The organism is Streptomyces sp. A5-4 (assembly GCF_051131715.1).
Classification (GTDB): Bacteria; Actinomycetota; Actinomycetes; order Streptomycetales; family Streptomycetaceae; genus Streptomyces.
In genome coordinates, this window is sequence record NZ_CP178591.1 from 508,407 (window position 1) to 520,404 (window position 11,998).

The following is an 11,998-nucleotide window of genomic DNA, read 5'->3' on the forward strand; positions in this document are numbered from 1 at the left end:
ACTGCCGTCAAGCCGCCCGCTCCCGCATGGCCGTGCCCGCCGCCGCGATCCGGATCTCCGACCGCTGTGTCGTGCCGTTGACCGTCACCGCGAGCGTGACGGAGCCGGGGCGCAGTGCGGTGAGCCTGCCGGTGGCCGGGTCGTAGGTCGCCGCATGGCGGCGGCCTGCGTCGTCCGGGGCGCCGATGTGCAGGTTCGGCGATCCGGTCCAGTCCGCGCTCAGCGGGAAGGCGACCGGGATCAGTCGGCCGGCGCCCTGCGTGACGGTCGCCGCCACGGGCGCGCTGCGTCCGGGGGCGAGCTCCGCCGGGGCATCGAGCGTCAGGGCGTCCACATGTGCGTGGGTCTGTACGGACACCCAGTCGGGGCCACCCGCCCACGGCCGCAGCCGCGCCGCGGTCTGCTGGGTGCGTGAGACCGCGTCGACGCCGACCAGGGACCAGCCGGTGAAGCCGCCCTCGTCCGCCGGGCCCGCCGGTGACTTGCCGGAGTTTCCGTTGATCAGGTACGGCACCCCGTCCACCTGGGCGGCGTGGAAGACCCCGACGTGGCTGCCGATGAAGCCCGCCCCCTTGCCCGTCGTACGGCGGAATCCGCTGAGCCACTGCTCGATCAGCGCGGCCTCCTTGCGGTCGCCCAGCTGACTGCCCTTCTGGGCGGTCGGGTCGCGCGGCGGGACGTGCTCGATGAGCATGACCGAGCCGATGGTGCGGTCGTCGGCCGCCGCTTCCAGTTGGGCGCGCAGCTGTCGGATCTGCGCGAAGCCTCCGCCGCGCAGGCTCAGGCTGGAGGTGTCGAGGGTGATGAAGCGGGTGCCCTGGTGGTCGAACGTGCGCTGAGCCGGGCCGAATTGAGTGACGAAGTTGTCGATCCGGCCGCCCATCACCTCGTGGTTGCCCGGCACGTAGTACCAGGGCAGGGCGTCCCCCAGTTCCTCGGTCAGGATGCGGCGGGCGAAGGCGAGGTCCGCGGGGGATCCCTCGTCGACGAGGTCGCCGTTGATGACGAGGAAGTCGGGTTTCGCGGCCTTGATCTCGCGCAGGGTTCGGCGTGCCTGCGCGACGATGGCGCTGTCCGGGTCGCGGGCGACGAACTGGGCGTCGGACATCACCGCGAACTGCCAGTCTCTGGCCCCGGTTCGCGCCGCGGTGTCGATCAGTGGGTCGCGGGGCGCCGGCTGCTTCGGGAGTTCGACGGTGGGCGGCACCTGCGCGGTCAGGTCGTCGATGACGATCGCGCCGGTGTACTGCTGGGTGGCGGCGGTCTCCGCCAGGTAGAAGCGGTGCACCTTCAGCGGCATCGCCGCTCCCGGCGGGACCGAGAAGGTCACCCGGCGCCAGTCGGTCCAGGTGATGAACGGTCCGCGCAGCAACTGGTCGGAGCCCGCGGCGTCCTTGAGGTGCAGGGTCGGCCAGGCGCCCTTGCCGTCACCCTTGATCCACATGGTGAAGGACTGCGGCTGGCCCTCCACGGCGACCGGCCGGGGCGGGTTGGCGTAGGCGGCGCGCGTCGCGGTCGACCGGGTGAAGTCGTAGCCGAGCTTCAGCCCGGTGCCGGTGTGTCCTTCGGGTGTCGCGGTGACCGAGCCGCTCGCGCGGGCCTGGCTGAAGGTCCAGGTGGCCGCGTCATCGAAGGCGGAGACGGCCTGTTCGGCGAGGCCGACGCTGACGGCCAGCGCGGTGGTGACCCCGCCGGCCGTGGCCACGATGCGTCCGGCGCCGCTGCCGGTGCGCGATGTGACGGTGAAGGAGCCCCGGCCGTCGTCCCGGATGTCAAAGAGCGCGCGGTCGTAGTCGAGCGTCACATCGCGTGGCTCGACGGGCGCGCTGTTGCCGTGGGCGTCAAGCCCCACGAGGCCGAAGGCGCCGCTCGCCGCCGCGTCCGCGAGGCCGACGCGCCGGGTGGTCGGTTCGATCCGGGCGAGGTCGTCGAGCACGGTCAGCCGGACGTTGCCACGGGCGGCGCCGCGCAGCGCGCGTACGTCCGTGGTGCCGCCGCGGCGCGCGGTGAACAGCCCGCGGTTGTCGACCCGGCCGACCTCGGTGCGTGTGGACTGCCAGTGCGGTACCCCGGCGGCCGGACCGTAGGTCTCGTCGTGGCCCGCCGCGGTCAACTGCCGGGTCAGACCGGGGAAGACCCGCTCGGGGTGGCCGCCCTTGACGGGGTCCACGGTCGGCGCGGAACCGGCGGGCGTACGGGTCTCGACCCAGAAGCCGCGCAGCCGGCCACTGCCGTCGGGGGCGGTCAGGGCCAGGCCGTTGGGGACGGTGCGTTCGCTGCCGTCGGAGGGGCTGTTCTCCAACTGGAGCGTGTCGTTGCCCGGCTCACGGGCGACGAGGGTCGAGGAGCCGCCGCCGTCAAGATTCAATGCGCTGTGCGCCCCGGCGCGCTTCATCATGAGGCCCAGTTCGGTGAGGGTGACACCGCCGCTGTCGGCCTGCCGGCCGTCCACCGTCATCACGTGCATGTCGCGGCCGTCCTTCGAGAAGCCGACTGCGGTGCGGGGCGCGGCGGTGTTGTTGCCCTGGCCGTCGTGGTTCTGCGCGACGCCGTCGACGACGAGCAGTTCGCGTCCGCCGACCGCGGTGCGCGGCACCGGTCCACTGTCGGCGCGCGGCCGGTATTCCATGGTCACCGGGTCGCCTGGCCTGAGCGCCCGGAGCACCGCCGCCCCGGACTCGCGGCCCACGAGCACGGTGGTGCCCTTGGAGATGGGCCCGGCGCCGGGCCGGTCCGTCACCGAGACGACCTTGCCCCCTCGTACGGCGGCCTCGGCGACCGGAGTCGCGTCGTCCACGGTCAGCGCCCGATCGGCCTCGCCCCAGCCCGAGGTGTACGCCCCCACTCCCCCGCTCGGAACATTCGCCGCGTTGTAGGCGGCCAACGGGTGGGTGCCGGTCGGGACGGTGAGCGTGCCGTCGAAGTACAGCTGCAGAACACGCCCGGCGGCCCCCGGGCCGATGCCCACGGCGCGGTTGGCGCCCACCGAAGGCGAGTGGACGACCTTGCCGTCCCTGATGCCGGGGCCCTGCGGGGCGCCGGTCTGGTTGATGTCGAAGAAGTCGGCGTTGACAGCGGCGACGGTACGGCGGCCGGCGCCCGGCCGGTGGGCCGCGGCGAGCTCGGAGACCGTACGGCGGTCGGCGACCTTGCCGGAGTGCAGATAGTCGGTGCGTACACCGCGGTCGTCGAGGTCCACGGAGAGCGCGTCGACCCGCAGCCACTTGTCGGATTCAAGCCGGTCGTAGGAGTCGAGGCGGACGCCCGGGGCCACCGGGCGGGCGCTGCGCGCGGTCTCGATGCCGTCGCCGTCGGCGACGGACCTGGGGGTGCCGGGGGCGGAGCGGGCCGGTGGTGGTGCGACCGGTCTGAGGATCTCGGCGGAGTTCCGGGGGCGGGGATCGGGAGTGGAATCGCTGACGGCCGGTGACCCGCCTCCCAGCGTCAGGGCGGTCACCGTCGCGAACAGTACGACGGGCCGGCCCACTCGACCAAGGTCCACAAGTCCTCCTGGGGGAACGCTGGTTGGACGCGCAGAGCGCTGTCGTCGGACAGCGTCTCCGCGTTCCTACCCACTCACCAGGGGGTGGGGGCAACCTCGCGGCGAACAGCAGGCACCGTGACCGGTGCTCTGGTGTACGAACCGATACAAAACGCCGACCCCGCAGCGCTGCGGGCCCTGTTGGGGCGGTGGCGACGCCAACGGGGAGCAGGGCCGGGCCTGGGGACGCCGGGAGTGGGGCTGGGGCACGGCGTACCCGCTGGTTCAGGGGATGTCCGGTCGATCTTCGCGGCCCCGGCCTTCGTTCCCGGGGCCCTGGGATCCGTCGTCCCCGTGGAGCGACTCGTCCGGGCTCTGCCAGGAGTCGGACCGGGGCTGCGGCTCCTGCGGGGGCATCGGCCGTTCGGCGGTGCGCCTGCTGCCCCACCAGAAGGCGCCGAGGAGCAGCGCGACAATCACGATGCCGACCAGGGCCCACAGGACGGCGGGGAACGCGCCGGCGGCCGAGTGGACGACCGGCTCACTGCTCAGGGTGCTCATGCCGTGCACGTACCACCTGGTCCGGTTCGCATACCGGCGCGGGGGCCGGGCCGCTCGAATGGCGTACATGGGGCACGATGTTCGGCACGTGTGTTCCCCGATCGACCGGAAGTGGTTTCACGATGTCGTCTGGCTCCGCCGACCCCACGGCGCTCCACCCCATGCCGGACCAGCCGCGGGTGGTGCTGCTGAAACCCCTGGTGAAGTCCCCGCTGATCGACGTCGGGGAGTTCTCGTACTACGACGACCCGGACGATCCGACCGCGTTCGAGACCCGCAATGTGCTCTACCACTACGGCCCGGAGAGGCTCGTCATCGGGAAGTTCTGTGCGCTGGGCACCGGGGTGCGTTTCATCATGAACGGCGCCAACCACCGGATGGACGGCCCTTCGACGTTCCCGTTCCCCATCATGGGAGGCTCCTGGGCCGAGCACTTCGATCTGATCACGGGACTGCCAGGTCGCGGCGACACCGTCGTCGGCAACGACGTCTGGTTCGGCCACAGCACCATGGTGATGCCCGGTGTCCGTATCGGGCACGGCGCGATCATCGCCTCCGGTTCCGTGGTGGTCGACGACGTGCCCGACTACGGCATCGTGGGCGGCAATCCGGCCAGACTGATCCGTATCCGCCACGAGGAGGCCGACGTCGCCCGCCTGCTGGCCGTCGCCTGGTGGGACTGGCCCGCGGAGCACCTCACGCGGCACATGCGCACCATCATGTCCGGCAGCGTCGACGCCCTGGAGGAAGCCTCTCCGGACAACTCCTAGCCGCCTCGGAGCACGAGTCCTCCCGTCCCGCGTACGCGACCGCGCCACGCCGCGTACGGTATGTGGCGCACCGTCCAGGACAGGCACGCGCCACTGGGGCCCCGCGGCCCCGGTGGGACCGTCGACCCAGTGGAGGAGCGGGCACCATGACCGCCGATACGCACCGGATGACCGCCCACAAGCACCGGCGTCCCCGGCGGCACCTGACGCACCGTCGCCCCCGCCGCCACCTCCTGCCGGCCACGCTGGCTCTCGCCTCGGTGTCCTTCCTCCTCGCCTGGCTCACCCCTACATCGGGCGCCTCCGTCGTCTTCCAGGACGCCTGCCGCGCCACCGGGGACAGCATGCCGATCGGCGACTGCGGGCCCTTCCGGCAGATCTTCGCCGAGAACTTCAACGGGGACACGGTTCCGCTCGGTTCGTTCAGCGACTGCGACCACCACGCCGACACCCCCGACGCGTACTGCGCGGGCCTGGCAGGCAAGTACCGGCAGGACTGGTGGGCGTACCCGGCGGCCTGGCACGACACCGCCACGTCCGGGGCCGACGGCAACTCCGTCCGGTCGGTCGGCGGCGCCTACCACCCCGAGGACACCATCAGCGTGGGTCCCGCCGCCAACGGCGACGGCCGGATGAACATCCGCATGTGGCGGCCCGAGGACGGCGGACCGGTGCATGCCGCGGCCGTCGTACCGAAGAAGCTCATGGAGCAGACGTACGGAAAGTTCAGCGAGCGGTTCCGGGTGGTCGACGCCGCGCCCGGCTACAAGTCGGCGCACCTCTGGTACGGCAACGGCTGCGAGATGGACTTCCCCGAGCAGAACTGGACCGACGAGATCCTCGCGTTCACCCACCCCTGCGACGGCGGACAACAGGATGTGTTCACCACCGACGCCCGGTGGACGGACTGGCACACCACATCCGTGGAGTGGACGCCAGAGGAGGTCAGGTACTACCTCGACGGTGAACTCGTCGGCTCCAGCACCCGCGGCCTCCCCTCGGAGCCACTGTCCTGGATCCTGCAGAACGAGAGCGCGCTGTACGGTCCGCCTGCCGAGCCCGGTTCCTCGGCGCAGCTCGACATCACCTGGATCGCCGGGTACGCCTACGAGGGCGCGTGATCCGGCCCGGCCCGTTCGGCCGGGTGCGCGCGTCGAGCTTGCGCCTCCCCGGCCGACATGCCATTGCCTCCCGGTGGCACCCGCCCTCCTGTCCCGATCATGTTGCAGGCGCCGCAACGCCCTTTGCCACACACCGGGTTCACGCGCCGGGATGGACCTTCCCCGTACCTGCGGGAACTGCCCGGGCCTGCTGACGGCGCCCTCCCTCCGCCGCCATCGACCTGGTTCGGCGTTGCCCGACCGGGGCGCGGCCACCGTGGCCGGAACGACGAGCTCCCCGGGCGCCTCTGGCACGCTGGCCCCATGAACGCACCTACTCGCGGCGCCTGGTTGCGCGCCGGAATCAGTCGTGACGGCGGGCCTGTCGTGGAGACCGAGCACGTGGTGTGGCTGCAGAGCGGCGACTACTACGCGGACAGCCGCGGCTTCGCCGGTACCACCTCGTACGAGGACGGGCAGGTCCGCTTCCATCACGATGTCGGCGCGCCGGGCGATGACGTCGGGGTACTGCGCGCCGAGGGCGAGGGGCTGATCGAGACGGGGACCAACACCGACGGCAGCACATTCCTCGAAGTCTGGACCCCTCTGCCCGGGAGCGACGGGCAGGACGGGTCCTGGTGTGCGGGGGAAGCGCCGCCCGCGCGGTCCCGGTCCGTGCAGGCCCCACCCGTACAGGCCCGGTCCGTGCGGTCGCAGTCCGTGCGGTCGCAGTCCGTGCGGTCGCAGTCCGTGCGGGTGGGCCGTCACATCGTGCATGTCGACTCCACCGGGGCCGGAGCGCATTACGTCCTGCCCGGCCCCTCCGGCCAGTGACGCGACGGGCCGCATCGGGCGGGGGCCGTCCTCGTGAGGGTCCTCAGGACCATCGAGCCCCCGGACACCCGCCGATGCCCGGGGGCTGGTGCGCGTCAGCCGTTCCGGCCGACGCCGATCTCTCCGCCTCCGGGGATTCCGACGCCCGCGATGCCCGCCCCCGCGTCATCGGCGTCCCCGGCACCCTCTGCCCCGGCATTGGCGGCGCCGGCGTCACCCGCATCGCCATTACCGGCGTCACCGGCACCCGCGTTTCCGGCACCCTCGTCACCCGCACCGGCGTTCGCGGCACCCTCGTCACCGGCACCCGCGTTCGCGGCGCCGACATCCCCGGCGTCCCCGTTGCCGCCCGCGCCCGCGCCGATCTCGGCGCCGACCGCGGCCAGCGCCGTTGTCACGGGCTGGAAGAACGTCTCGCCGCCGGCGGTGCAGTCACCGCTGCCACCCGAGGTGAGGCCGATGGCGCTGCCGTCCTGGGTGAAGAGCGCACCGCCGCTGTCGCCCGGTTCGGCGCAGACATCGGTCTGGACCAGGCCGGTGACGGTGCCTTCGGGGTAGTTCACCGTGGCGTTCAGCCCGGTGACCGCGCCGTCGTTCAGCCCCGTGGTGCTGCCCATGCGGGACACCTGCTGGCCGACCGCGGCCTCCGCCGCCTGGGTGATCTCCACGGTCTGTCCGCCGCCCACGTCGACCGTGCTCGGCGCTTCGACAGCCGGGTCGTCGTACGTCACGAGCGCAAAGTCGCCGTCGCCCGGGAAGGTGGCGGCCTGGACCGTACCGATCGGCGCGCCGTCCTGGGCATCCGACCACTGGTCGGCGGCGACACCGCAGTGTCCCGCGGTCAGGAAGCCGGGCTGACCGTCCTGCGTGGTGACGTTGAATCCGAGGGAGCAGCGCGCGCCGCCGCCGAAAATGGCGTCCCCGCCCTCAAGGAAGGGCTTGAACTCCCCCGTGGACTTCTGGATGCGGGCCGTGCCCGCGCCCAGTGACTCGACGGCCGTCTCCAGTCTGTTCCAGCGTTCGCCGGTGACCGTACGGTCCGCCGTGACCAGGACCTGGTTGGTCCTGGGGTCGACGGCCCATGCCGTCCCCGGGATGGTGGCCCTGCTGGTCAGGGTGCGGGTGGCGGACGTCAGGCGGCTGGTGCTGTTCTGCACGCTCCGCGCGACCGCTCCGGCCTTCTTGACGTCGACGTTCACGTCGTTGTCGTTGCCCACGACGTTGACGATGACCTGCTGCTTCTCGGCGTCGTAGTACGCACCGCCGTATGCCTCGCCGAGTTGCGGGGCCAACTTCTCGATGAGGTCCGCCACCGAGGTGGCGCTCATCGTCCTGGGGGCCGGCGCCGACGTCGCGTCGTCCTCGGTCTGCGAGGCGTTGGCGTTGGGCAGCAGGATGGCCGCCGCAGCGATGCCCACCGCCCCGGCTCCTGCGAGAATGGCCTTTCGCTTGGGTATTCGCCTGTGACTCAACTCGTCGCCTCCTACGGGGATATGGCGCCCGGTTGCCGACGGAAACCGGGGGGACGCGTCCGCCCCCTGGTACGGGCGGTGCCAGAGTTGTGTTCACCGTTTGCGCGCACGAAATTCCCTGGCCTGACGTCAGGTGAGGCCGGGGCCGGTACCGGCCTCGGCCTCACTGCTCGGGCAGGTAAGCCTTCGCCGTGTTCTCCGCCGCCGCGGTCGCCACCGATGCCGAGACATCCGACGCCTCGTGGGCGGCTCCCCGGGCGCGGCTGCTGCGGGTTATGAACGGACGAGCTGGATCCGGTCGTCGAGGCCGCGCATGTTCGCCTCTTCCTGTTCACCCCTCCGGTCGCGGAACCCGGTCGGCGCAATGAGCCGCAGTTTCCGGGGCGGTCGGTCCGGGCCCCTGACAGCACGGCAGATCGCAGTGCCGGGGCCCCTCGCTGCCCGGCTCCCTGCGATGGCGACGAGCTGTTCCCGCGCACAGACTTGACGGCATGTCGGGCAAACGAAGCGCGGGGCTCCTCCTCTTCCGGATCTCGGAGGGGGATACCGAGGTGCTCATCGGTCACATGGGCGGTCCGTTCTGGGCCGGCCGCGACGCCGGTGCCTGGTCGATCCCCAAAGGTGAGTACGGGCCCGAGGAGGAGGCCGAGGCGGCTGCCCGCCGGGAGTTCACGGAGGAGCTCGGTCTGCCGGTGCCCGACGGGGAGCCGATCGCGCTCGGCGAGTCCCGTCAGTCGGGCGGCAAGACCGTCACCGCCTGGGCGCTGGAGGCTGATCTCGACACCGGCCGGGCCGTCTTCGGGACGTTCAGCATGGAGTGGCCGCGGGGCTCGGGGGTGCTGCGTGAGTTCCCGGAGCTCGACCGGGTCGCGTGGTGCACAACGCGAAGCGCCCAGGGCCTGCTCGTGACCGGCCAGCGCGTGTTCCTCGACCGGCTCGACGCCCACCTACGGGACAGCCCTCCCCCACCGTCCTCACCACCGGTCCCATGAACCACGGCTGAAAGGAATCTTGAGTGCCCCCCCGAACACAGCTCCTCGCTGTCCTCGGCACCACATTGCTCGCGACCGCCGCACTGCCCGCCACCGCGCTGCCGTCCGCCACCCGGCCCGCCGAGGCGAGATCCGTCGGTGCGGACGCGTTGCTCGCCAAGGTCAGGAGCTGCTCGCAGATCTCGAAGGGCAGATACCGGTCCGACGAGGGGGCCAAGGCCGATGTTCCCGTGTGCGGCAAGAACGGCGCGGTGTTCTTCAAGGCCGACATGGACATCGACTGCGACGGTCAGGTCACCGCGCGGTGCAACAAGAAGACCGACCGCTGGTTCCAGGACACGACCGCCTTCCAGCAGTCCGACGGCAAGCCGCTGAACTCGGAGAAGCTGCCGTTCGTCGTCGTGCCGGGAGTGAGCGGCATCTGGAATCACCGGGCCTCGGGAATCCGCGGCGGCGCGGTCGCCGCCGTCGTCTACCGCGGCCGGGTGCGGTACGCCGTCGTCGGCGACACCGGCCCCAGCCGCATCATCGGTGAGGCGTCGTACGCGGCGGCGCGGTCCCTGGGCATCGACCCCCACCCGGCGAACGGCGGCACCGCGTCGGGGGTCACGTACATCCTCTTCAAGAACTCGAAGGTCTCCCCCATCGAGAGCGGCAGCGCCGCGATCGCGCGCGGCGAGGCGCTGGCGAAGCAGTTCATCCGGAACAACTAGCCGCCGAATTCCGGATTCAGGAGCCTTTCAGGAGACTTGCGCGGGCTTTCGAGGGACCGTACGCAGTTCCTGTCCGCGAATTTCGCTCCCACCATTGCCCCGCAGCCATGGGTAGTTCCACGCTCATACGGTCCTACTCATGGACGGCGTTCACATATATGGTGGAAGCGTTGAATGAACGGACGCCCACCGCGCCGTCTGGCAACCCTGATCGTCGCCGCGGCCGCCTTCGCCTCAGTCCTCGTACCGCCCGCCTCGACCGGGGCGATCCCGCTCTGCGCGAGGCCCTGAAGGACCTTGTCGTACGGGCCGACGGCTGGCTCGGCCAGGGGCCGTGGACCGTCGTCGACAAGCCGAAGCCCGCCCCGAGCGGGGACCCGCACGACTACCTCAGCCAGGCCCCCTACTGGTGACCGAAGCCCGCGACCAACGAGAACCCCTGGGGCTGCCCGTACGTCCAGCGCGACGGTGAGCGCAACCCGGAGGTCGACACCGGCACGGACCATCCCGACCGGGCCAAAGTGCTCGACTCCGCGTACACCCTGAGCCTCGCCTGGTACTACACCGGACGGAAGCAGTACGCCGAGCACGCCGGCGAGATCCTGCGCACCTGGTTCACCGATCAGGACACCCGGATGAACCCGAACCTGAACCACGCGCAGTTCATCCCCTGCAAGTACGACGGCCGGGCGATCGGCATCATCGACTTCTCGCAGGCCTTCACCGGTGTGCTCGACGCCACCGCGATCCTGGACACCGGGGCGCCCGGCTGGAAAACGGCCGACCGGGCCGGTAAGCGTACCTGGTACCGGGGCTTCCTGGACTGGCTGGCGAAAAGCCCGTTCGGCAAGGAGGAGGCCGCCGCCGCGAACAACCACGGCAACTTCCACGACATGCAGGTCGCCGCGCTGGCCGTCGCGGTCGGCGACGACAAGCTCGCGCGCAGGACGGTCCTCGACGCGCGAAAGAAGCGCATCGACACCCAGATCGCGGCCGACGGCAGCCAGCCCGGTGAGATCAGCCGCACCCGCAGCTGGCACTACTCGACCTTCAACCTGGTCGCGCTGACCCGCCTCGCGGACATCGGCAAGCACGTCGGCGTCAACCTGTGGAGCTATCAGGGGCCCGGTGGCGGAAGCCTGTTCAAGGCCGTGCACCAGCTCATCCCCACAGCCACCTCGGCCGTCCCCTGGCCCCACCCCGAGCTCGATTTCCGCGCGTACGCGGCGAGCGACATCGTGCACGCGGCGGCCGACGCCCGCGCGCGGGCGGCCGTACCGCATGTCGGGACACCACCGGGCGGCGACCTCTGGGCACTGCGGCCCGCAGCCGAACAACTCGACTCGATCAAAGGGTAGTGAGCCATGGGTATCAAGGTCCTTGCCACCGCCGGACTGACCGCGGCCTGCGGACTGCTCCTGGCGCCCACCGCCCACGCGGAGGTCGAGCCCGGCAGCTGGACCTCGGTCGCCCCCACCTTCAACGTGCAGGAAAGGGGCTGCGGTCAGGTCGACAACCTGACGTTCCGACTGACCTGTTCCACTGCGAGCGGCGACCAGCGGGCCGAGCGGCGCTACGCGACGTACACCGGGGGAACCCGCCAGTTCGAGGGGTACTTCAGGATAAGCAGCATGGGCGGAACCCGGATCAGCCTGAAGCAGACCTTCAACGAATCGGCCGCGGGACCGTTCTTCATGCTGGCCGCCGAACGCGGCGGACGGCTGTACGCGGTACACGGCGGCGCCACCCTCTCCGGCGCGGGCACGGTCGGGGCGAATGTTCGCGTGAACACCGTGCACCAGGTGGGCAATGAGCACCGCACCTACATCAACGGGTCCTTGAAGCACACCTACAGCAGTCCCCGCGGCAGCTTCTACGACAAGTTCGGCGCCTACCGCACCGGCAGTGGCAACGGTCCGGCCACCGTGGTGTGGAGCGACGTGAAGTTCTGGCGCAAATAGCCGGTGGCCGCATGAGGAACCGACTGCGCGCCGCGGTGACGGCGGCGCTCGTCATCGGGCTGGCCGGCTGCACACCCTCGCCGAACGAGTCGCGGAATACGACGACTTCGAAGC

Annotated in this window: 9 protein-coding genes and 1 pseudogene; 7 read left to right on the top strand and 3 right to left on the bottom strand. The window is 71.2% G+C overall.

Translation table 11 applies throughout. The annotated features are described in order from the left end of the window. Positions 1-7: 7 nt before the first annotated feature. Both ACLLJJ_RS02460 and ACLLJJ_RS02465 read right to left on the bottom strand, forming a co-directional pair. Positions 8-3,502: a phosphodiester glycosidase family protein gene (locus ACLLJJ_RS02460; protein ID WP_434587591.1), complete on the bottom strand. Its 3,495-nt coding sequence runs from the start codon at positions 3,500-3,502 to the stop codon at positions 8-10. 264 nt (positions 3,503-3,766) lie between these two features. Continuing rightward, positions 3,767-4,042 carry a DUF6479 family protein gene (locus ACLLJJ_RS02465; RefSeq protein WP_434587592.1) on the bottom strand — a complete coding sequence of 92 codons (276 nt, stop codon included), beginning with the start codon at positions 4,040-4,042 and terminating at the stop codon, positions 3,767-3,769. A gap of 122 nt (positions 4,043-4,164) precedes the next feature. On the opposite strand from ACLLJJ_RS02465, the gene ACLLJJ_RS02470 reads away from it, so the two are divergent. From ACLLJJ_RS02470 to ACLLJJ_RS02480, 3 genes are all read left to right on the top strand, one after another. Beyond that, positions 4,165-4,812 carry a CatB-related O-acetyltransferase gene (locus ACLLJJ_RS02470; RefSeq protein WP_434587593.1) on the top strand — a complete coding sequence of 216 codons (648 nt, stop codon included), beginning with the start codon at positions 4,165-4,167 and terminating at the stop codon, positions 4,810-4,812. 146 nt (positions 4,813-4,958) lie between these two features. Continuing rightward, complete coding sequence (locus ACLLJJ_RS02475; protein WP_434587594.1) at positions 4,959-5,933, top strand: glycoside hydrolase family 16 protein; 975 nt, start codon at positions 4,959-4,961, stop codon at positions 5,931-5,933. A 303-nt stretch (positions 5,934-6,236) separates the two neighbouring features. Continuing rightward, positions 6,237-6,746: a hypothetical protein gene (locus ACLLJJ_RS02480; RefSeq protein ID WP_434587595.1), complete on the top strand. Its 510-nt coding sequence runs from the start codon at positions 6,237-6,239 to the stop codon at positions 6,744-6,746. A gap of 95 nt (positions 6,747-6,841) precedes the next feature. On the opposite strand, the gene ACLLJJ_RS02485 is transcribed toward ACLLJJ_RS02480, so the two are convergent. Beyond that, positions 6,842-8,218: a S1 family peptidase gene (locus tag ACLLJJ_RS02485; protein WP_434587596.1), complete on the bottom strand. Its 1,377-nt coding sequence runs from the start codon at positions 8,216-8,218 to the stop codon at positions 6,842-6,844. Positions 8,219-8,709: 491 nt separating this feature from the next. Here ACLLJJ_RS02485 and ACLLJJ_RS02490 point away from each other — a divergent pair, with 491 nt between their 5' ends. The 4 genes and pseudogenes from ACLLJJ_RS02490 (at position 8,710) to ACLLJJ_RS02505 (ending at position 11,884) form a co-directional block, all read left to right on the top strand. Next, positions 8,710-9,210: an NUDIX domain-containing protein gene (locus ACLLJJ_RS02490; RefSeq protein ID WP_434587597.1), complete on the top strand. Its 501-nt coding sequence runs from the start codon at positions 8,710-8,712 to the stop codon at positions 9,208-9,210. A 23-nt stretch (positions 9,211-9,233) separates the two neighbouring features. Then, entirely contained in the window at positions 9,234-9,923 is a 690-nt protein-coding gene (locus ACLLJJ_RS02495) for a glycoside hydrolase family 75 protein (RefSeq protein ID WP_434587598.1), read from the top strand. A 158-nt stretch (positions 9,924-10,081) separates the two neighbouring features. Continuing rightward, positions 10,082-11,281 (top strand): annotated as a pseudogene (locus ACLLJJ_RS02500) (alginate lyase family protein). A 6-nt stretch (positions 11,282-11,287) separates the two neighbouring features. Beyond that, positions 11,288-11,884: a hypothetical protein gene (locus tag ACLLJJ_RS02505; protein ID WP_434587599.1), complete on the top strand. Its 597-nt coding sequence runs from the start codon at positions 11,288-11,290 to the stop codon at positions 11,882-11,884. Positions 11,885-11,998: the final 114 nt, after the last annotated feature.

What these genes read in the sequence shown, in the direction of transcription:
- ACLLJJ_RS02465 (WP_434587592.1), bottom strand. Translation starts at nt 4,042, where the DNA reads ATGAGCACCCTGAGCAGTGAGCCGGTCGTCCACTCGGCCGCCGGCGCG.
- ACLLJJ_RS02470 (WP_434587593.1), top strand. Translation starts at nt 4,165, where the DNA reads ATGTCGTCTGGCTCCGCCGACCCCACGGCGCTCCACCCCATGCCGGAC.
- ACLLJJ_RS02475 (WP_434587594.1), top strand. Translation starts at nt 4,959, where the DNA reads ATGACCGCCGATACGCACCGGATGACCGCCCACAAGCACCGGCGTCCC.
- ACLLJJ_RS02480 (WP_434587595.1), top strand. Translation starts at nt 6,237, where the DNA reads ATGAACGCACCTACTCGCGGCGCCTGGTTGCGCGCCGGAATCAGTCGT.
- ACLLJJ_RS02490 (WP_434587597.1), top strand. Translation starts at nt 8,710, where the DNA reads ATGTCGGGCAAACGAAGCGCGGGGCTCCTCCTCTTCCGGATCTCGGAG.
- ACLLJJ_RS02505 (WP_434587599.1), top strand. Translation starts at nt 11,288, where the DNA reads ATGGGTATCAAGGTCCTTGCCACCGCCGGACTGACCGCGGCCTGCGGA.